Raw genomic sequence first — 20,268 nt, 5'->3', positions numbered from 1 at the left:
GTCTAAAACGGGTCACTACAACAATCTCATCCCAGTTTTTGGAAAATCGTTGTTTCGGGAAGGTTTAGGTGCTTTGTTCTGCAACAGAAACAGAGTACCCTAGTACCCTGTTTTATAAACTAAAGTTGGCTGCTGTGGAAAAATTGCCGGAAAGCGAATCGGGTAATTGGCTGATGATAGCAGATGCTGTCAGATAATGTTCACTGGGGCTGTAAGCAAAAATACAAGACCCGTTTTTAATGGTTTGAATAATAGCCGGTGCCAGTTTGGGAGGCAGTGCAGGGCAGCCCTCGCTGCGGCCCAGATAGCCTTGTGCTTTTATAAACTTTTCACTGGCATAAGGTGCTGAATGTATTACGATACCTCTTTTGTAGGCATTGTCATTAATACCCGGTTCTAAACCATTTAACCGTAGTGCAAAACCATGTTTGCCGCGATAAGTGTTTTCAGTAACATAAAAACCTAAGCTGCTTTTATAACTATTGGCCCTGTTAGAGAATTGGGTGGCCATTAGTTTGCCGGAATTTTTTCCATGTGCCACATAGGTATTGTACAACAATGCCCCATGCAACAAGTCAATTACAAATAATCTTTTTTGTGAAGAAGGTAAACTAAAATCAATAATGGTTAAAACAGCATCGTTTTGAATTTTACCTGCTTGTAATAATTCCTGCATTCCGGCCAATGCCATTTTGTAGGCTGTAAAGGATAGACCTTTGTAGGCTAAAGCCAATTGTTGGTAAAGGGATAAATGGGTAGACGGGGCAATATTTTTGAGCGGAATATGACGATTTTGAGGACTATACGCAAAGTTTGGCGCAAAACTAAACATCGCCGGAAGGGCAATGATACATAGGATAAATTGGACTGTTTTTTTACCTTTCAACAACATCATGCTGCACAAATAAATTTCAAGAAGAATGCAAACTACTTGAAATAGCGAAAAAGTAGCCCCATAGGCAATATTTATTAAACTTTCTTTAACAAAGCAAACACACCAAATTAATGCATTCCCAACCATGCATAGTAGCCGGCGCCCAATAAAGGCGCTTGTTGATTCAGTACCACATGAACGCTTACTTCTGCCAATAGCTGACGCATTCTGCCGCTGTTTTGAAACGTTTCATCCCAAACTGTAGCATTTAATAAAGGCAACACTTTTGGTGCAATACCCCCGGCCAGATAAAGTCCACCGGTAGCTTTGTATTTCAGAATTATATTAGCCGCCTCAATAGAAAGGTATCGGTTAAACAATTGCAAGGTTTCCAAGCAAACCGGGCAGGAGCGATCCTTTGCCGCTTTGCTGATGGCCGCAGCCTTATCGGCTGCTGTTTGAATACCCGATAAAATTGGATCCGGACATTTCTTTGCCTCTTTTAGTACTAAAAAATCCCAGATGTTTTCAATGCCACCACCACTAAGCAGTCGTTCCCAGCTAACATGCGGATATTTTTCCATTAAAAAATGCATCAAGGCAATATCTTGGTGGGTGCGGGGGGCAAAATCGCAGTGCCCGCCTTCTGTGGCAAAGGGATGGTAAGCAGTTCCATCAAAGTACATTCCCGCTTCGCCCAAGCCAGTACCTGCCGCCAATATGCCAATATTGCCCGGTGTTTCATTTTTTCCCTTGTGTAATATGTGCAGCTCATTGGGAGCAACGGCTGCAAGACCATAAGCTGTGGCTTCCAGATCATTTAAAATGGCCACCGGACAGTTATGCATCAATCGGCTGATATCTTTTCCATTAATTTCCCAGCTTAAATTGGTAAACTTTACCGATCCTTCTATAATAGGGCCGGCTACTGAGAGGCAAATGCGCTCCGGCACGAGCTGATCTTTTAAAAAATCGGTCAGAATTTCATGAAAGGAATGATAGTCTTTACTGGTATACCGTTTTTCTTTTATAGAAGTAAATCCCTGGCCATTCACTTTAAACAAAGCAATGTTGGCTTTTGTACCACCAATATCGCCTGCTAATACCAAAATATTATCGGGTGCTGCCTGCAAATGAGGGAAAGCAATCGGAAGATGTAAAGATGGATTCATAATAAGCGGCAAGTTAGTATAAATGATTTATTTGTACCGCCAATAGCCTGTTGAAATTTTTGCCCGAAAGAATATGCACATACTGTTTGAATACCGGGCATAGCTGTTATCTTGCAGCGCAGAAAATGGTGGAAATATACGCCGGTGATCAGCAAAAAGAATTATATTGAATTTACTATAATCAGGTTCCATCAACAGAGCCGAATGAATGAGAATGACACAGCCCAATTACTTAAACGGATTAAATGAACCCCAGAGGGAAGCGGTAACCACCATCAAGGGTCCTTTGTTAATTATTGCCGGAGCCGGTAGTGGAAAAACAAAAGTATTAACTACCCGGATTGCGCATTTAATGGCCAATGGGGTAGATGCCTTTAATATTTTAGCATTAACTTTTACCAATAAGGCAGCGCAGGAAATGAAAGAGCGGGTAGAAAGGATTTTGGGCAATCATGATGCACGAAACTTGTATATCGGCACTTTTCACAGTGTATTTGCTCGTATTCTCAGGGGCGAAGCACATCGGTTGGGCTACCCCAGTAATTTCACTATATATGATACAGATGACAGCCGTTCTGTTTTAAAAACCGTGATTAATGAATTGAATTTAGATGATAAGCACTACAAGCCCAACATTGTACATAACAGAATTTCATCGGCTAAAAATGCATTGGTTGGTCCGGCTGAATATGCCACAGATTATTACATTCAACAGGAAGATATGCGTGCCAACCGCCCCGCTATTGCACAGGTGTATGCAGCCTATGCGGCTCGCTGTTTTAAAAACGGGGCGATGGATTTTGATGATTTATTGTTCAAAATGTATGAGTTGCTGAAAACCCATAATGAGGCGCTGTATAAATATCAAAACAAGTTTAAATATATTTTGATTGATGAGTACCAGGATACCAATCCGGTACAATATCAAATTACCAAACTGCTGGCGGCCATTCATGAAAATATTTGTGTGGTGGGCGATGATGCCCAGAGTATTTACAGCTTTCGCGGAGCCACCATCGAAAATATATTGCAGTTCCAAAAAGATTATGATGATGTAAAGCTGGTAAAATTAGAGCAAAACTACCGCAGTACCGATACCATTATTAAAGTAGCCAACGAAGTAATTAAAAACAACAAGGGACAAATACCCAAATTATTATGGACCGAAAATGCGACCGGCGAAAAAATTAAGCTGGTACGCACCATGACCGATAATGAAGAAGGAAAGTTTGTAGCCGATACCATTCAGGAACAAAAACTGCGCAACCATTACGATAATAAAGATTTTGCTATTTTATACCGCACCAATGCCCAAAGCCGTTCGTTTGAAGAAAGCCTGCGCCGCATGGGCATACCGTATAAAATTTATGGCGGCCTCAGCTTTTACCAACGGAAAGAAGTGAAAGATTATATTGCTTACTTACGGGTAATTGTAAATACCAGAGATGAGGAAGCGCTGAAAAGAATTATTAACTATCCTGTTCGGGGTATTGGCAAAACAACTATTGAAAAAGCAGTGATTATTGCCAATGAAACAAACACTACATTATACGAAGTGTTGCAATCGGCCGCAGCCCATGGGTTTAAAGGCGCTACGCTGGAATCCATTCAAAATTTTGTAACCATGATTCGCTACTTTCAAACATTGATGGCAGGTAATAATGCGTATGAAGTAGCGGTTCAGGTGGGCAAACATACCAATTTGGTGAAAGAGTTGTTTAATGACAAAACTACAGAAGGCCTGGCCCGTTATGAAAACGTGCAGGAACTCATGAACTCAATAAAAGAGTGGACAGAGATGCCCGATAATGAAGAGGGCGAAATGGTAGATAAATCGCTTGGCAGTTATTTACAGCAAATAACCTTATTAACAGATGCAGATAAAGATACTGACCCCGATGCAGATTCAGTAAAACTAATGACCATTCATGCCGCCAAAGGGCTTGAATTTAAATGTGTGTTTGTGGGCGGTATTGAAGAAACGCTGTTCCCCAATGCCATGAGCATTAATTCAAGAGAAGAATTGGAAGAAGAGCGCCGCTTGTTTTATGTAGCAGTAACACGTGCCAAAGAAAAGCTGTGGTTAAGCTATGCCAATGCACGCTATCGTTTTGGAAGCCTTGTTCAAAATGAACCCAGTCGCTTTTTGGAAGAAATGCCCGAATCATTGTTAGATAAAAGTTATGCCGGAGGCGGCGCAAGAAACAATGCCGGAAATGGGTACAATAACGGTAATGCCTTTCAGCGCATGCAAAGGGGTATGGGTTATTCCGATACAAACGCTGCAGAAAAACAATATGGCTCCCCTCCTTCCAAGAAACAGCCTTCCAAACCCGCTTATATGCCTGTTACCCCACCACCACCTAAAGTAACGGTTCATGTACCCTCTCCCGATTTTGAACCCGGTGATCCCTCTGATATGGAAGCCGGCCAAACGGTTGAACATCAGAAATTTGGTTTTGGAAAAATTATTAAAATAGAAGGTGGTGCACACAATCCTATTGCTACCATTCAGTTTGAGCACAATGGCGAAAAGAAAATTATGCTGAATTATGCAAAAATCAGGATAGTACAGAAATAATTAGGATCCCATTCCTGCTTTGCCGGACTTTATTTGTTGTTGGCAACCTGCCCTACAACAGCGCAAATTAACCTTAGTAAACTTGCGGTTACCGCTATTTTTTGAAACAAATGGCACCGGTATTGCTTTCGATTCCCGAAAAAAACAGCATGTAACAGGCATTCGGGTGCCCCTTTCGCTGCTATTTGATTAATTTTGCGGTTGAAGCAATAAATCATTCGTTATGATAAAAACAGGCAACACCATTGTAAGTATTTATACAGAAATGACGCCCAATCCGGAAACAATGAAGTTTGTGGCCAATAAGCTACTGTATCCCGGAAAAAGTATTGACTTTCAGGATGAACGCAGTGCTGGGCCTTCTCCATTGGCAAAAGAATTGTTTAGTTTTCCGTTCATTAAAAGTGTATTTATTGCCAGCAATTTTGTAACCTTAACCAAAACACCGGATACTGGCGACTGGCAGGATGTGATTCCAACCATCAAACAATTTTTGAAAGATTATTTAGAAAATGGCGGACCTGTTATTAATGAAGAAGAAGTAGCGCAAATGAAACAGGAATCAGGCAATGTGGTAGCGGCCGATGATGATGATGTGGTAAAACGCATCAAAGAATTGTTGGAAAATTATGTAAAACCGGCGGTAGAAATGGATGGTGGTGCCATTCAGTTTCGTAGTTATAAAGAGGGAATTGTTAACCTGATGTTACAAGGCAGTTGCAGCGGTTGTCCATCTTCCATGATTACTCTAAAAGCAGGTATTGAAGGCATGATGAAGCGCATGATTCCCGAAGTGAAAGAAGTAGTTGCTGAAGCAGAATAGTTTTTCATTTTTTATAGTTTTCCCTTCTCTGAAAAAACAGAGAAGGGTTTTTATGTTTAGAACTTGAAATAGATCGTGAGTTCGGCAAAGAATGAATTTGCTAGATGCTTTTCTGAAGCCGGTGTGGTATTATTGGTAATGGTATAAGTGGTTCTGTTTTTTAAAGTGTAGGTAGTGGTAGTGGTGGTTTCAATTTTGTTCATGGGAATGGCATAGGTGGGTGTAAATGCAATGCCCCATTTTTTGGCATCGTACATAAGCGGTAATGAGGCCTCATAATCTAATAGCGTAATACCGGGATTAGGAACAAGGGTGGTGGATTTTACTGAAACCACATTTGGGTTTATTTTCTTTATAGCTTTACCCACTCTACGATTGGTGTATCCTTCATAAAAATATAAACTGCTGAAATTAGCAGCTAAAGTAGGTGTTATACTCCATTGCCTGTTTTCGGTGCCCCAGCTAAAAGCATGGGCAATGTTGGTATTAAAAGCAATATCTGTTTTGTTATCAAAAATTACATCAGCACTTATACCTGCTTGCAAAAAATTAAAATCATAGCTTAAGTCGGCTCCTATTCCACCCTTTATATCACTTTTAATTGCGGTACTTTGTGCATTGTAAAAGGCTTTATTGGCCCTTACATCGCCACTGAAATTTTGGATGGAGAAATTATATCCCGCATCCAACGAAAAATAATCAATTCTGTTTTCATTGGCTACTGCTGCATAAGCAACACTGGCACTAAAATATAGCCCGCTTTTGTGGTAATAACCAATTATAGGGGTAATATAAGGCAATACAGCAGAGTCTTTTCTGCCATTATACACAGCATTGCTTAAATAATCTACTGAAGCTTTCCAGTATGAGTGCGTACTATCTGAACTACTTTGCGCAAACGTTCTGGAGAGGCATAAAAACGAAATAAAAACGAAGAAGGTAAATATTTTAAGTTGTTGCATATGGAATGGTTACTCATTATGAAACCATGAGACCAAGTCAGCAGACATTCGTTTAAAAACCCAACACAATAAAATTTATGCATTATGATTTTTGCTGTTCTTTGAGCCGGTATTTTTTTTGAATAAATGCATTAAAATATTTTTTCTTTTTTTATGAACATGTTCTGAATTATCGCTATCATCACCCAACAAGTAACCCCAGGCTTGTAAGTGCTCTACAGAATCAAAAATAATTTTTAAAATAGCCAGTATGGGTAAGGCCAAAAACATACCGGGTATGCCCCAAAGCAGGCTGCCAACAACAACGCCTAAAATAGTAGCCAGTGCATTGATTTTAACTTTTGAACCTACAACTTTTGGCAATAAAATATTGCTGTCTATTAAATGCACTACAATCATTACAATGGCCACTCCCAATACAGCAGTAGGGGTATTATTGGTATATGTAATTAACATACTTAGCAACGTGGCGGTATATATGCCAAGATAAGGAATGAGGTTTAATATGGCTGCCACCACGGCCAATAAAATAGCATATTGTACACCCAAAATTAACAGGCCAATATAGTTGAGAACCGCTACGATCAATAATTCAATTAACAAACCAAAAACATAATCTTTTATGATCATCCTAATTTTATGTAAAACATCAATTACGGTTAACGCATGGGCATTGCCGAAGCTTTTTACAAAAAATCCCATCACAATATGTCGGTACAATAAGAGTAAAAAAGTATAAATAGGAATGAGCACCAAATACACCAATACATTGGATAAAGTAGAGAATGTGCTTCCCACAATAGCCGATGTGCTGGTCATAGATTGTGTAGTAACCGAGTCAATCAGTTTTTTAAAATGTTGGTCACTAATGTGAAAGTGTTGTTGTGCCCAGTTTTCTAAATCGGAGATGGCAATATACAGTTGTTGCCCTACTTTAGGTAAATCGCTTTTAAAGCCAATAATTTGCGATGAAATAAAATAAAAAACAATCAGCACCAATATAATGGCTAATAATACAGCCAACAATGCACTGATGCCGCGGGAAATACCCCATTTTTCAAAAGCATTGGCAGGGCTAATTAACAACAAAGTAAACAAAGCCGCAAAAGCAACCGGAATAAAAAAGGATTGTGCATGGTATAGCAACAAAATAATCAGGCAAATACTAATCAACGTATAAGCCAGTTTTTGTAAAAAAGTGAGCGATGCTTTCAAGTGGCATGTTTTTGATCTGTGTAAAAATAGGAAAACTAAATGTAGAAAGCAGGATAAAGCATAAATAACGAAGGCAATGTAAGCTTCTAAAAAATTGTTGTGGTAAATAACAAAATAGATGGTTAATTGAACAGGAAAAATGAAACGTTTGATACCAGTTCTTTTGGTTTCCTATTCGTTACAGGCACACAGTCTAAAAACCATTGTTTTATTTAAATGCCGATAGTAGTCGGTTTATATTAACTGGCGCAAGCGCTGCACATTTGGCTGCCTTACCCTTACGTTGCATACAATCCACCTATTAGGGTTTCCCAATTAATTACCTCGGCTAACGGGCTTATATTCGCAGCTCTCTATGTAAGGCCGATTTAAGCATTGGTGCATCATAGCCCGTGTGCAATCCTGCTTGAAATGTAAATGTCCAGATTGTCAACATCAGGACTTGTTATAATTACATTGGTGGTGCCGACTTGTCGGCAACCCCGTTCAGAATAATTACAGCACGAAAATAGATTTCTTAAAGTTTTTTCACTTAAAAATCTTTTTTATGGTAAAGAAAAAAACTTCCTTGGAAATCATCCAACCCCACGCTGCCGGTATTGATGTAGGCAGCCGTTCCCATTTTGTGGCCATCGGACAAAATGCGGAAGATGTAAAAGAATTTGGTGTGTATAATGAAGACCTGCATGCCCTCACCGAGTGGCTCCTGCAAAACAAAATTAATTCTATAGCGATGGAAAGCACCGGTACGTACTGGCAAAGTCTGTTCAGCAATTTGCATCAGGCCGGGATGCAGGTTATCCTCTGCAATGGAAAGTTTACCAAAAACATCAAAGGGGAAAAATCCGATGTGCAGGATTGTCAATGGATTCAAAAACTTCATCCGCTCGGTTTATTATCCGGAAGTTTTTTACCCAATACCTGCGTAAGTACGACCGCCACTGAACCAACCTGATTGACAACAGCGCCGCCACCACCCGAAAAATGCAGAAGTATCTGCGCCTGCTTAACCTGCGGCTGGATGCAGTGGTCAATGACATCACCGGTCTTGCCATCATTGATGCCATTTGCAAAGGTGAAAAAAAATCCCGAAACCCTGGCCGCCCTCAGAAACGGTAATTGTAGAAAATCAGCAACCGAAACCGCCAAAGCCTTGCACAGTAATGGAAGAACCGATTATCTCTTTGCCCTGCACTGCACCAAGAATATGATATTTACAAATCCATTCAACAAAAAATACAACAGTGTGGTGCCTCCATTGAAGAACTCATCAAGAGTTTTATCAACGCCGATGAAAATAAAAAAAAGTTGAAAACCGATGCTAAGCCGCATAAAAGAGTAAACAAAAATGCACCCCAAAATTTTGACCTCAACCAGATCGCTTATCAATACTTTAATGGCGTTGACCTGATGGCTGTGGAAGGCGTGGGGCACAGTACCATCATAGCATTAATGAGTGAAGTGGGAGTTGACGGACTTAAAAAATTTGATACGGCAAAATGGTTTGCCAGATGGCTGCGCCTCTCCCCCAACAACAGAGTATCGGGTGGCAAAGTACTCAGCCATAAAATACCCAAAGGAAGCAACCGGCTGAAAATAGCGCTGCGAAATGCCGCCAATGCCATCGGCAATCTCAAAGACACACACCTCTCCAATTTCTTTAAGCGGATTGCTTTTCGGAGGGGAAGGGCTGCCGCCATTTCTGCCACGGCCCGAAAACTGGCCATCATCATCCGGGACATGGTGGTAAAAGCAATCCCCTATTCCTCGCCCGCCCAATACGAATTTCTTGACCAGAAAAGAAAGAGAAAAGTCTTAGAAATGAAACGCCTTATTCATAAATTTAACATCACAACCCATGACCTCGGTTTACAACTTTAAATCAAGAAGTTGGAAAACGTTAGTCAGAATGTTATACGACCTCACGAAACAAGTTGACATATGAACAAAAGTAACTTAAAGTTTAATGACATAGACGAATATCACGCATCGCAATCTGCCGGTATTCGGAAAGTTCTTGAACAACTGCGACAGGGAATAAAGCAGGTTGCACCACAGGCAACGGATACCATCAGCTACGGTATGCCCGCTTTCAAACAGAACAAAGTGTTGGTTTATTATGCGGTTCACAAAGCGCATATCGGCTTTTATCCCACGTCCAATCCGATTGTTCATTTCAAAAAGGAATTAGAGAAATATAGTACCTCAAAAGGAGCAATTCAGTTTCCCATAGGCAAACCATTACCAATGGCATTGATAAAAAAGATAGTGAAGTTTCGTGTGGAAGAAGACGCTAAAAAACAAAAAAAATGAATAGTAAAATTTCCAATGGTATCCTGCATGAAGTGCCGAGTGATATGCAAAAAGCATTGTCATCTGATGCCGACATTCTTGTGAAATGGAATAATCTTACGCCTATTCAGCGCAACGAATGGATTTGCTGGGTTACCATCGTCAAAAAAAAAGAAACGAGAGCAGAGCATATTGAACGTATGGCTGAAGAATTGAAAGAAGGGAAACGGCAACCCTGTTGTTGGCCCGGATGTCCACATCGCAGACCAAATGCAAAAAAATGGTTTAAAAAACTTGAAATATGAAAGCAACACCTGAAAACGATAAACGAGTTGTAAAGATGGTATTTGCATCCGTATATATATATTATATTATATAACAAAAGTTGAGAGTAAATGCAGAACAAAGAAAGAATTGTATTTGGTGATAAAATGGTTGCCGGCTTAGACGACAAAAATTAAAAGAATTGATTAGAAAGTGACTTTTGAAACATTCTTCAGGGAAGCAACATTGAACCCTAACGCACATCTCATAATCGATATAATTTGCGGCTATCGGATAAAAGAAATTGAAAATCCTCTGTCAAGGCAATCTACTGACCAGTCGCTATTCCCAGCCCATCGCAAAGCCGCCCAACGTTGTGTGTAACCCTGTTTGGACACCCCCGCAATTCACAAAGGGACAACTATAAATTCTAAAATAACCATCGCACAAACCCAACCTGCAAAAGACCTGCAATAGCCAACGCACCGCATTGAGTGCTCAATTGGAAAATACTTAATTTAACGTTCTATATTCAACCGGAGATTGACCAACCTTTTGTTTAAATAAACGGGTAAAATGTGAAGGATATTTAAATCCAAGCTCATAAGCAATTTCACTTACTGATTTGCTTGTATCAAAAATTTTTTCTTTTGCAATATCTATTAATTTCAATTGTATAAACTCTTGTGCCGACTTTCCTGTTTCTTTTTTTATTACATCTCCAAAATACTTTGCCGATAAATTAAGTTCACCTGCACAATAACTAACAGAAGGCAATCCTAAAGTTTGCGGTTTGTCAGAATTAAAATAATCGTTTAACAAACTTTCAAAACCAACTAATATATTCTTATGAGGATGTTCTCTCGTTACAAATTGCCTGTCGTAAAAACGTACACAATAATTTAAAAACAGTTCAATATTAGTCACAACTAAAGTTCTGCTGTGTTTATCAATGGCATGTGTTAGTTCATAACTAATTTTATTAAAACACTCTAACACAATTTGTCTTTCGGCATCTGAAAGATGAAGCGCCTCATTTGCATCATAGGTAAAAAAGCTATAATCAGTAATGTGTTTACCAAGATGTGTTCCCCGGATTAAATCAGGATGAAAAACCAATGCCCATCCTGTTGGCTGCACCATTTTTCCATTTTCCTCAAAACCAAATACCTGACCGGGGGCTATGAAAAGAAGCGTTCCATCTTCATAATCATAATGACTGCGACCATATTTTAATTCTCCGCACTTCAAATCTTTTAAAAAAATAATGTACAACTCCGAAATATAACGTGCTTCTACTACTGGTTTGGAAAATGATTGGTCAAGAACACTTACTAATGGATGCAGTGTCTTCTGCCCCCTGTCTTTGTTGAATTGTGCAACGCTTTCTATTTTGATTATTTTTTCCATGAATAACTCATTATTAAAATTAAAATTAGGATAAGTATTCTATAGCTTTTGCATTCGCCTTTACAACCGGAAATATTGGTAAGTAAAACAGGAATTCGTATAACTATTTAGCGCGAAAGTATAAAGAACTTTGCTTTTCAAAACGCAACAAATAGAAATGGTAAAGACAAAATACATATTCTTATTGCTAATGATTGTTATAACCTCAGCTTCTACCTCACAGGTACAATCAGGCACCGATAGCACTGCAAAGAAATTTCAGGCAAAAGCACCAGCAACTCAACCTTTCAGCGCTGAAGCATTTGCATCATCAAATAATACAACAATACGGTGGTTGGGCATGGCAGGATTTTTTATCAATAGCCACGGCACAACGTTTATGATTGACCCGCTGATGGAAGGTTACGACATGCCTTTATTAATGGATTTTCCCATTAAGCCAAAAAGCGTTCCGCACCTTGATGCAGTGCTTGCAACACATAGCGATAACGACCATTACAGCGTTGAAACCTTTCATGACCTTGCTTCTGTAACAAAAGAATTCCATTCTACTATTTATGTAGATTCTTTAATGAAAAATGAAGGCTTTCATTCTTTTGGACATTACATAGGAGATACGTTTCATTTTGGAAAAGTAACCGCTAGGCTAACCCTTGCAGACCATGCCTGGCAGAACGATTTTCCAAAACCCGGTCAGCGCTATTATTCGCCGGGAGATGCCTGCGGCTTTTGGTTCAACACGCCGGATGGCTCCATCTGGGCTCCCGGTGATTCAAGATTTATGCAGGAACAACTGCACATGCCTAAACCTGATGCAATCCTGTTTAACTACTCCGAGGATGCTGCTTTTCATTCAGGATTGGAAGGTGCTGTAAAAATTGCAAATGCTTATCCAAACACACCGATTATACTCAGTCATTGGGGATTTGTTGATGCTCCGGATTTTTCACCTTTCAATGGCGACCCAAAACACCTGATTGACAAAGTTGTCAATCCAGAACGGATAAATGTTTTGGCACCGGGTGAGCCTTTTATATTGAAACGGTTAAAAAATAAAAACTGAAATTATGAAACATATACTCCTCGCATTTACAATTATTGTATGCTCATTGTCGCAGTCAATGTCGCAAAATACCATCAAACAATCTAATAAAAAAGATACTATGAACAGAATAGAAAAATCAAAACAGAAATTTGAAGAACTTTTCAAACAAGTTCAATCTGTATCAAATTCTGACGACCCTGAATTAATGAACATTTTACAACGCTTCATTTTCGGCGAAGTATTTTATATAGGCAATCTCAGCGACACCACCCGTGAACTCATCACGATTACAGCTCTTGCAACAAATCAGACGCTGCCACAATTGAAAGCACATACAAACGCTGCATTGAACATCGGTGTAAAGCCGATTGAAATCAGGGAAATAATTTATCAGTTAGCTCCATTCATAGGCTATCCCAAAGTATTAAATGCGTTAGATACTATAAACAGTGTTTTCAAAGACAGAGGAATAAAACTGCCTTTGGAAAATGAAGCAACAATAGCTGACAGTGAAAGATTTAATAAGGGAAAAGAAATTCAAACACCGATTTATGGAGAAGGAATGAAACAAAACATGAAAGATTTGCCCGGCGAATTTGCGGAAGCAGTTCCGAGAATATTGACCGAATCATGTTTTGGTGATTTTTATACGAGAAATGGGCTCAATCTAAAAACAAGAGAGCTTATGATATTTTGTGCCCTGGCTACTTTAGGAGGTGCTGACAAGCAAATGGGTTCTCATGCCGTTGGTAATATGAAAGTAGGTAACGATAAAGAAACCCTTCTTTCTGCTTTAATACAATTATATCCATACATTGGCTTTCCACGCATTGCAAATGCTATTTATGCAATTAAAGAGGCTAAAATTGAAAAAGATGTTCATTAGAAAACAACACAATTTCATCAAAGAAAATATTAGAAAAATGAAAACAATACAAAAAAGAAAATTGGGCAATACCGGGCTTGAAGTGTCTGCGCTTGGGCTTGGATGTATGGGAATGAGTTGGTCTTATGGTGCAGCGAAAGATAAACAGGAAATGATTCAGCTCATTCGTTCGGCAGTTGAGCTTGGTATAACATTTTTTGACACGGCAGAAGTGTATGGTCCATTTACAAATGAAGAATTGGTTGGTGAAGCGTTAGAACCATTTAAAGGTAAAGTAGCCATTGCAACAAAGTTCGGATGGGCGGCTGCAAATGAAAATGAGGCAAATGCAAGATGGAATGCACTAAATAGCCGACCTGAACATATAAAAAAAGTGGTGGAAGGTTCCCTTAAAAGATTAAGAATAGAAGCCATTGATTTGTACTATCAACATCGCGTTGATACCAATGTTCCGATTGAAGATGTGGCGGGAACAGTAAAGCAATTAATTGAGCAAGGCAAAGTAAAATATTGGGGATTATCAGAAGCCGGCGCACAAACCATTCGCAAAGCACATGCAGTGCAGCCGGTTACTGCATTGCAAAGCGAATACTCTCTCTGGACAAGAGAACCTGAAAAAGAAATCATTCCAACATTGGAAGAATTAGGAATTGGTTTTGTTCCATTCAGTCCTTTAGGCAAAGGATTTCTTACAGGAAAAATTGATGAAACCACAAAATTAGATAGTGACGATTTTCGCAATACAGTTCCTCGGTTCAGCCCCGAAAACAGAAAAGCAAACCAGGCTCTGGTTGATTTATTAAACAAAGTTGCACAGGAAAAAAATGCAACACCTGCACAAATTGCACTAGCATGGCTGCTGGCGCAAAAGTCGTGGATAGTTCCTATTCCCGGCACAACAAAACTGGAACGTTTAGAAGAAAATTTGGGAGCGATTGACGTTGCACTTACAAACGATGATTTAAAAGAAATAGAAGAAGCGGCCTCTCACATTACCGTTCAGGGCAATCGTTATTCAGATTTTCATGAAAGCTTGACGGGACGTTAAATGCTTAAATGCTTTGTTGTATTAAACAATAGTCCGTTAAGAATTTGATGTGGAAAAGTTGGATACTAATACTTAATACTATAGTGTGAAGGTTCTTATAAAAAAGTGTATCATTTCCGAACACTTTGTATATATCATAAAAAAACAGCCCAACAATTTGTTGCGCTGATGTGGGGGATAAAAAGAACAATTTATATTCAGTTAGAAACGCATACTACCATTTTTCTAAACCCAATAATTTTTTTCCCAATGCATTTAATTGTGCTGTTCCATAACGGGTTTGTTCCCATTTTCGCGGATCTCCTGGAAAAGCATACCCCTCCGGAGCAATGCGATTTTTCCAGGAATCAACACGCCAGTTTTTTAATGCTTTATTTTCTTCTTCGGCAGGCATCATGGAAATATATTGTGCAATGCGCACTTTATTTTTACTATTATTGGGCCTGATGCCATGCGGTTGCAAGCTGTTAAAGATGAGCAAATCACCTGCCCCCATTTTTACCTTCACCAATTCAAATCCCATTATATCCGGTTTAAAATGATCACGATTGGCTGGTTGTGTGGTTTTCCAGGCATCATAGGTTCTAAATAATTCCGGAACACATTGAAAACCACCCATATCTTCATCTTTTTGATCGGCCAATGCCAGTACACCCTGCACATTTACCGGTTTTGTTTCCGGATCATAATCCCAATGAATAAAGCCTTTGTATTCAAAACCTGGCCTAATGGGGAAATTTAAATTCGCCCGATCAATGGTTACCCATAATTTTTCCGTTCCCCAAATATCTACAAATGCATCGTATACACGCTGTGTCATACGGTTATTCCATAAATGTTGGTGGTTATATACTTCCACCATACCGGTATTAATCAGTTCTTTCATTTGCATGTCGGCGCGTGGTGCCGAATACCAGGTTGCAGGGTTATTGGGATCTTTTTCTTCAAACTCCCATAAAAACTGAGCCGTTGCTAAAGCCTGTTCTCGCGGTACGGCATTTTTAATAACAATATAACCATTGGTTATCCAAAACTGCCAGTCTTCCTCACTAAGTACGCGTAATGATTTACCATTACTTCTGTCGTTCAGTTTATGTTGACTTGATTTTGTTACAGAAGGGTTCCCGGGAATATCTTTATGTGCGTTTGTGGGCACCATCACTGCTGCCATTGTTTTTTCCTGCATACGCTAAAATTATTACAATGAATGAATCGTTTTTTAAGTGAATAAACGGTATAAAGTATTAAACCCCATAGCAACCGTTATTTTCATGCAATAAAAGTACAAGTATAGAAGTAGGGTTACAAATAGCCCATTGACCAATTTATATGCTGTATTGATAATTTTTTTCGATAAATTACAGTTTGTTTACAAATACAGCACCATGCGGGCTAAAAGAGAAAACTGCGAAACCGGCCCTGACAGTTCATTGCGGATTTTGCAGAATCCTAATTTAAATGATATTTTTTACTGGCATTTTCATCCAGAATATGAAATTGTATATGTAGAATCACCTAAGGGTTTAAGGCATATTGGTAATCATATTTCCAATTATGAAGGCAGTGATCTGGCATTGATTGGTCCTAATATACCACACCTCAATTTTGATTATGGAGTTAAAAACAAAGTAGAAACCGTTGTTATTCAAATGCGGGAAGATTTTTTGGGGGATGGAATAATTTCTATTTCGGAATTTGGTGCTATTAGAACCCTGCTTGAACTGGCAAAGGAAGGTCTGGTTTTTTATGGCGATACAAAATTGAAGGCAGGAACGCTTCTAAAAGAAATACGAACATTACCACATTTTGAAAAATTAATCCGGTTATTGCAGGTACTTCAACTTTTAGCAAATAGTGATGAAAAAGAAACGCTGCATGTAAAACCCGTATCTGTTTCAGTATTACAAAAAGAAAATCAACGCTTGCAGCAGGTTTATCAATTTATTGAATTACACTATCAGCAATCGATTGACGTAAAGGATGTAGCCAGGCTATGTAGTTTAACTACTGCAGCGTTTTGCAGATATTTTAAAAAAGCAACACATTTCACTTTTACTGAATTTCTTAACCAATACCGCATCAATCAGGCAAAAAAATTATTACTGTATCATCAAAACATTACCAATGTTTGTTTTGAGTGTGGCTTTGGCAATATTTCACATTTCAATAAAACCTTCAAAGCAGTTACCGGAGTAACCCCTTCTGTTTTCAGAAAGCATTATTTAAACAACTAACATTAAAGCAAACGCTACATTCCATAATGCTGCAAACTAATGTGGCTGATTGTTTTTTATTTCCAAAGCATGCAATACTGCCGGAAACAAAGCTTCCAAGTATTCTGTAGCACCTCTGGTAGAGCCTGGTAGGGTTAATACCAAAGTGTTTTTAATAAAACCGGCAACGCTTCTCGACAGCATGGCATAAGGCATTCGTTCCTGACCGTAACGGCGGGCTTCTTCCATAATGCCCGGCAGTTCCATATCTAATAATGGGCGAACAGCATCCGGTGTTATATCTCTTTCTGAAACACCGGTGCCTCCAACAAAAAACAATAATTGAATTTCATCAATGGCATACCGTTGTATTTGTTCCTGAATGTATGAACGCTCATCGGGAATAACAGCATAATGCGCCGTTTGTATTTGAAATGATTTGAGTTTTTCTATTACGGCTAAGCCGGCCTTGTCTGTTACCTTTTGATTATAAATACTGTCGGAACAAACAATCACTACCGCCTGAAGCTTTTTCGTATTCAACATTTTACGATCGGTTTTTCCGCCTGATTTTGATAACAGACGAATATGCTGAATTTCTATTTGCGGATCAATGGGTTTCAACATATCATACAAGGTTAATGCAGCAACAGCAGCGCCATGCATGGCCTCTACTTCTACACCGGTTTTATAAATGGTATGCACTTCAACAATGATTTCTACCGATAATTCCCGGATAGTAAACCGAACATCGGCAAATTCAACTGGTAATGGATGGCAATCCGGAATTACCTCGCTGGTTTTTTTGATAGCAAATAATGCGGCTACTTTTGCGAATGAAAACACATCTCCCTTGGGCACTTTTTTTTCCTGAATGGCTACTATGGTTTCAAGAGCAGATGTTTTTACGTTTACAACAGCAATGGCTTTACGTAAGCTGTTTGATTTATGGGTGATGTTGACCATATTAATGATTTTCTTTCCAAACAGTATTTTGATTATTCAAAATTTCTTTACCCCAAATAGGTAATTGAAATTTAATGGCTTCAACCAATTCTTCACAGGCTGCAATAGATGCTTTACGATGTGTTGATGAAACAAATACAAATAAACTGATTTTGCCTGCCGGAACTATGCCTAAACTGTGATACACGTGCATACATGTAAGTTCGTATTTTTGAAATAAATCTTCTCTTATATCATGCATTTGCTGCAGAGCCATTTCTTTGTAAGTGGTATATTCTATTGCTTGCACCCTTCCTCCTTCTTTTTCATCGGCCCGTACCTGGCCTAAAAATATGCTGTGTGCGCCAATATTTTTTTGGGTGGCGTGTTGTGCAATGCTATTGGCAATTTTTTGCGGAGCAATGGCGCCTTCCACAAATATATTTTTAATACTTTTTGTTTTCATATACTACTGATTAAAATAGGCAGTTAATCCACCTTTTAAACTATATACTTTTTGTTGGGTGTGCTGTTGTAACTGCGCTGCTGCATACACGCTTCTAATTCCATGCTGACAAATTACACAAATATCTTTATTGCCGGGTAATTCGTTATTAAAAGCAGAGAGTTCTGAAGCAGGTACATGCAGATCTGCAAAATCAATGGTGGGATATTCATGGTATTCACGAACATCAATTACAAAAAATTGATTTTTTTTTTGCCTTTTTTTAAATTCAGGAATACTGATTTCAGGAATAGCTGTTTCAGTGGCACAATGCAATTCATAATCCATGGCTTCAAAAGTAGAACGGTCAATTGCAGTAAGCGCCTTATTTTTCAATAATTCAATTTCATAAACCACAGCATTCAAAACATGGTAGGTAAATAATCTGCCATCTAACAAACGGCCTAATCCTGTTATTAATTTAACAGCTTCTGTAGCCTGCATGGTACCAATCATTCCCGGCAACATACCCAGTACTCCGGCTTCTTCGCAGGATTTAATTTCATCTGCTGCCGGTGGCACAGGAAAAACATCCCGATACTGAATATCTCTTCCATTATTTTTTGTGTAATTGAAAACCGTCAACTGCCCTTCATACACGGAAACAGCACCGTATATCAAAGGAATATTTAAAAGAGCACAGGCATCATTCAACATATATTTTGCAGAAAAATTATCGGTAGCATCTATCACTATATCATACCCTGTCAGGATTTGTAGTGCATTGTGATTATTGATGTGAAAGGGGTATACCGTTATGTGTGTTTCAGGGTTCAATGCCTGCATTTTTGCTGCTGCAACGGTTACCTTTTTTTCACCCACTTCAGAAGTATTAAATAAAGTTTGGCGATGCAGATTATGCAATTGTATGGTATCCCCATCTATGATACCTATTTCTCCAACACCTGCGCCCACTAGATATTGCAAGGCAGGACAACCCAGTGCACCGATTCCCACAATCAAGATTTTTGCCTGATACAGCTTTTGTTGTGCTGCCAAGCCAAAACCAGGCAATATCATTTGCCTGCTATATCGTTTTTGTTCAAACATATTTATCCTCCTGAAAATGGTGGCATCAATGCCACCGTATCTCCCTTGTTTAAAATTGTATTTTCCTGCACCATTTTACCATTTACCGCTATAAAATATTTTGCTGTTTGCAATGGCTGGTATTTTTTTTCCAGCAACTGTTTTAATGCTGCTGTATCAGCAACGCCCTCTATCAATTCTTTAGGCTGCCGGGTAATATCGATGAGATTTCCAAAAAATAGTATTTCCATTTTTTAATCTATTGATTATACAAATAACAGTTTGATGGAAGCCATGATTAAAACTACGGCCAGCATGTACTTCATATTTTTTTCATTGAGTTTTTTTGAACCAGTATAAGCGCCCACCCACCCACCTAATAATACAATGATAACAATATAAATGATTTGTGTACTGAGCGGAAATCCTGTTTTAATTTGACCTGCCATGCCAGATAAAGAATTTAAAAATATAAAGATAGCACAGATTGCGGCTGTTTGTTTTTGTGTAGACCATCCCATCAGCAATAAAACCGGAGCCAATAATATTCCTCCGCCCATGCCAATCATTCCGGAAACCAACCCGATAATGGCACCTATTACAAACAATACATACCATTTGGGCGACGGATTTAAAGGCTTTTCAGAATTTTGATACAAAAGCCGAATAATAGAAATGAGTAATACTACCCCTAATAGCTTTTTATAAATTGAATCTGAAACTGGCATTATACTGCCAATAAACGCAAATGGAATAGAGGCTGCTATTAATGGCCATAACAATTTAGATTTGAAATGACCGGCTCGATAAAATGAAACAAAAGCAATGAAAGATACCAATGTGTTGAGCAATAAAGATGTGGGCTTCATTACAGCCGGACTAAAACTTAACAAGGCCATTACAGCCAAATAACCACTGGCACCACCATGCCCAATACTGGAATAAAAAAACGCTACCAAAAAAAACAAAATGTACAACCAAATTTCATGCATACAATGATAGTT

Annotated in this window: 23 protein-coding genes; 12 read left to right on the top strand and 11 right to left on the bottom strand. The window is 38.8% G+C overall.

Annotated elements, in window-relative coordinates:
• Positions 1-112: 112 nt before the first annotated feature.
• Both JK139_RS05870 and glk read right to left on the bottom strand, forming a co-directional pair.
• A complete protein-coding gene (locus tag JK139_RS05870) occupies positions 113-895 on the bottom strand; it encodes a murein L,D-transpeptidase catalytic domain family protein (RefSeq protein ID WP_141676770.1) in 783 nt (260 codons plus the stop codon).
• Between the two features lie 107 nt (positions 896-1,002).
• The gene (gene glk / locus JK139_RS05865; protein ID WP_074418085.1) at positions 1,003-2,046 is read right to left on the bottom strand and encodes a glucokinase; all 1,044 of its coding nucleotides are present in this window, start codon (positions 2,044-2,046) and stop codon (positions 1,003-1,005) included.
• A gap of 208 nt (positions 2,047-2,254) precedes the next feature.
• Here glk and JK139_RS05860 point away from each other — a divergent pair, with 208 nt between their 5' ends.
• Complete coding sequence (locus tag JK139_RS05860) at positions 2,255-4,627, top strand: ATP-dependent helicase (RefSeq protein ID WP_228733137.1); 2,373 nt, start codon at positions 2,255-2,257, stop codon at positions 4,625-4,627.
• A 223-nt stretch (positions 4,628-4,850) separates the two neighbouring features.
• A complete protein-coding gene (locus JK139_RS05855; RefSeq protein ID WP_218330793.1) occupies positions 4,851-5,450 on the top strand; it encodes a NifU family protein in 600 nt (199 codons plus the stop codon).
• Positions 5,451-5,506: 56 nt separating this feature from the next.
• Here JK139_RS05855 and JK139_RS05850 read toward each other — a convergent pair whose 3' ends face one another.
• Together JK139_RS05850 and JK139_RS05845 are read right to left on the bottom strand one after the other, a co-directional pair.
• Positions 5,507-6,412: a hypothetical protein gene (locus JK139_RS05850; protein WP_218330792.1), complete on the bottom strand. Its 906-nt coding sequence runs from the start codon at positions 6,410-6,412 to the stop codon at positions 5,507-5,509.
• A 75-nt stretch (positions 6,413-6,487) separates the two neighbouring features.
• Positions 6,488-7,627 (bottom strand): AI-2E family transporter, encoded by a 1,140-nt coding sequence (locus JK139_RS05845; protein ID WP_074419275.1) that lies wholly within the window; start codon positions 7,625-7,627, stop codon positions 6,488-6,490.
• Positions 7,628-8,174: 547 nt separating this feature from the next.
• Here JK139_RS05845 and JK139_RS05840 point away from each other — a divergent pair.
• From JK139_RS05840 to JK139_RS15845, 6 genes are all read left to right on the top strand, one after another.
• Positions 8,175-8,582 (top strand): IS110 family transposase, encoded by a 408-nt coding sequence (locus JK139_RS05840; RefSeq protein ID WP_218330791.1) that lies wholly within the window; start codon positions 8,175-8,177, stop codon positions 8,580-8,582.
• Between the two features lie 29 nt (positions 8,583-8,611).
• Complete coding sequence (locus JK139_RS15635; protein WP_262900168.1) at positions 8,612-8,746, top strand: hypothetical protein; 135 nt, start codon at positions 8,612-8,614, stop codon at positions 8,744-8,746.
• Between the two features lie 189 nt (positions 8,747-8,935).
• Positions 8,936-9,508 (top strand): transposase, encoded by a 573-nt coding sequence (locus JK139_RS05835; protein WP_218330790.1) that lies wholly within the window; start codon positions 8,936-8,938, stop codon positions 9,506-9,508.
• Between the two features lie 60 nt (positions 9,509-9,568).
• Complete coding sequence (locus tag JK139_RS05830; RefSeq protein ID WP_218330789.1) at positions 9,569-9,940, top strand: iron chaperone; 372 nt, start codon at positions 9,569-9,571, stop codon at positions 9,938-9,940.
• A complete protein-coding gene (locus JK139_RS05825) occupies positions 9,937-10,224 on the top strand; it encodes a YdeI/OmpD-associated family protein (protein WP_218330788.1) in 288 nt (95 codons plus the stop codon). Before JK139_RS05830 ends, JK139_RS05825 begins: the two co-directional genes overlap by 4 nt.
• Before the next feature lie 172 nt (positions 10,225-10,396).
• Positions 10,397-10,567, top strand: coding sequence for a DUF2200 family protein (locus JK139_RS15845; protein WP_218330787.1), 171 nt, complete (start codon positions 10,397-10,399; stop codon positions 10,565-10,567).
• Positions 10,568-10,696: 129 nt separating this feature from the next.
• Here the strand turns inward: JK139_RS15845 and JK139_RS05815 are convergent, their stop codons facing one another.
• Positions 10,697-11,593 (bottom strand): helix-turn-helix domain-containing protein, encoded by an 897-nt coding sequence (locus JK139_RS05815; RefSeq protein ID WP_218330786.1) that lies wholly within the window; start codon positions 11,591-11,593, stop codon positions 10,697-10,699.
• Between the two features lie 157 nt (positions 11,594-11,750).
• Between JK139_RS05815 and JK139_RS05810 the strand changes: the two genes are divergently transcribed.
• From JK139_RS05810 to JK139_RS05800, 3 genes are read left to right on the top strand one after another with little or no spacing between them, the layout of a single operon-like run.
• Positions 11,751-12,656, top strand: a complete 906-nt coding sequence (locus JK139_RS05810) for an MBL fold metallo-hydrolase (RefSeq protein ID WP_218330785.1) — start codon at positions 11,751-11,753, stop codon at positions 12,654-12,656.
• 4 nt (positions 12,657-12,660) lie between these two features.
• Complete coding sequence (locus JK139_RS05805) at positions 12,661-13,524, top strand: carboxymuconolactone decarboxylase family protein (protein ID WP_218330784.1); 864 nt, start codon at positions 12,661-12,663, stop codon at positions 13,522-13,524.
• A gap of 37 nt (positions 13,525-13,561) precedes the next feature.
• On the top strand, positions 13,562-14,572 hold the full coding sequence (locus JK139_RS05800; RefSeq protein ID WP_228733136.1) for an aldo/keto reductase: 1,011 nt from the start codon (positions 13,562-13,564) through the stop codon (positions 14,570-14,572).
• 214 nt (positions 14,573-14,786) lie between these two features.
• Here JK139_RS05800 and JK139_RS05795 read toward each other — a convergent pair whose 3' ends face one another.
• Positions 14,787-15,758 carry a phytanoyl-CoA dioxygenase family protein gene (locus JK139_RS05795; RefSeq protein ID WP_218330783.1) on the bottom strand — a complete coding sequence of 324 codons (972 nt, stop codon included), beginning with the start codon at positions 15,756-15,758 and terminating at the stop codon, positions 14,787-14,789.
• A 199-nt stretch (positions 15,759-15,957) separates the two neighbouring features.
• Between JK139_RS05795 and JK139_RS05790 the strand changes: the two genes are divergently transcribed.
• Positions 15,958-16,806, top strand: coding sequence for a helix-turn-helix domain-containing protein (locus JK139_RS05790; RefSeq protein WP_218330782.1), 849 nt, complete (start codon positions 15,958-15,960; stop codon positions 16,804-16,806).
• A 36-nt stretch (positions 16,807-16,842) separates the two neighbouring features.
• On the opposite strand, the gene moaCB is transcribed toward JK139_RS05790, so the two are convergent.
• Genes moaCB through JK139_RS05765 form a run of 5 tightly spaced genes read right to left on the bottom strand, consistent with a single transcriptional unit; the run spans position 16,843 to position 20,256 of the window.
• Positions 16,843-17,751 (bottom strand): bifunctional molybdenum cofactor biosynthesis protein MoaC/MoaB, encoded by a 909-nt coding sequence (gene moaCB / locus JK139_RS05785; protein WP_074420308.1) that lies wholly within the window; start codon positions 17,749-17,751, stop codon positions 16,843-16,845.
• A gap of 1 nt (position 17,752) precedes the next feature.
• Entirely contained in the window at positions 17,753-18,196 is a 444-nt protein-coding gene (locus tag JK139_RS05780) for a molybdenum cofactor biosynthesis protein MoaE (protein WP_074419272.1), read from the bottom strand.
• Between the two features lie 3 nt (positions 18,197-18,199).
• Positions 18,200-19,285: a HesA/MoeB/ThiF family protein gene (locus JK139_RS05775; protein WP_074419271.1), complete on the bottom strand. Its 1,086-nt coding sequence runs from the start codon at positions 19,283-19,285 to the stop codon at positions 18,200-18,202.
• Positions 19,286-19,287: 2 nt separating this feature from the next.
• Positions 19,288-19,515 carry a MoaD/ThiS family protein gene (locus JK139_RS05770; RefSeq protein WP_074419270.1) on the bottom strand — a complete coding sequence of 76 codons (228 nt, stop codon included), beginning with the start codon at positions 19,513-19,515 and terminating at the stop codon, positions 19,288-19,290.
• Positions 19,516-19,530: 15 nt separating this feature from the next.
• On the bottom strand, positions 19,531-20,256 hold the full coding sequence (locus tag JK139_RS05765) for a sulfite exporter TauE/SafE family protein (protein WP_218330781.1): 726 nt from the start codon (positions 20,254-20,256) through the stop codon (positions 19,531-19,533).
• Positions 20,257-20,268 lie beyond the last annotated feature (12 nt).

Source organism: Hydrotalea lipotrueae, assembly GCF_019249625.1.
In the GTDB taxonomy this organism is placed as follows: domain Bacteria; phylum Bacteroidota; class Bacteroidia; order Chitinophagales; family Chitinophagaceae; genus Hydrotalea; species Hydrotalea flava.
This window is presented reverse-complemented; position numbering and strand designations above follow the sequence as displayed.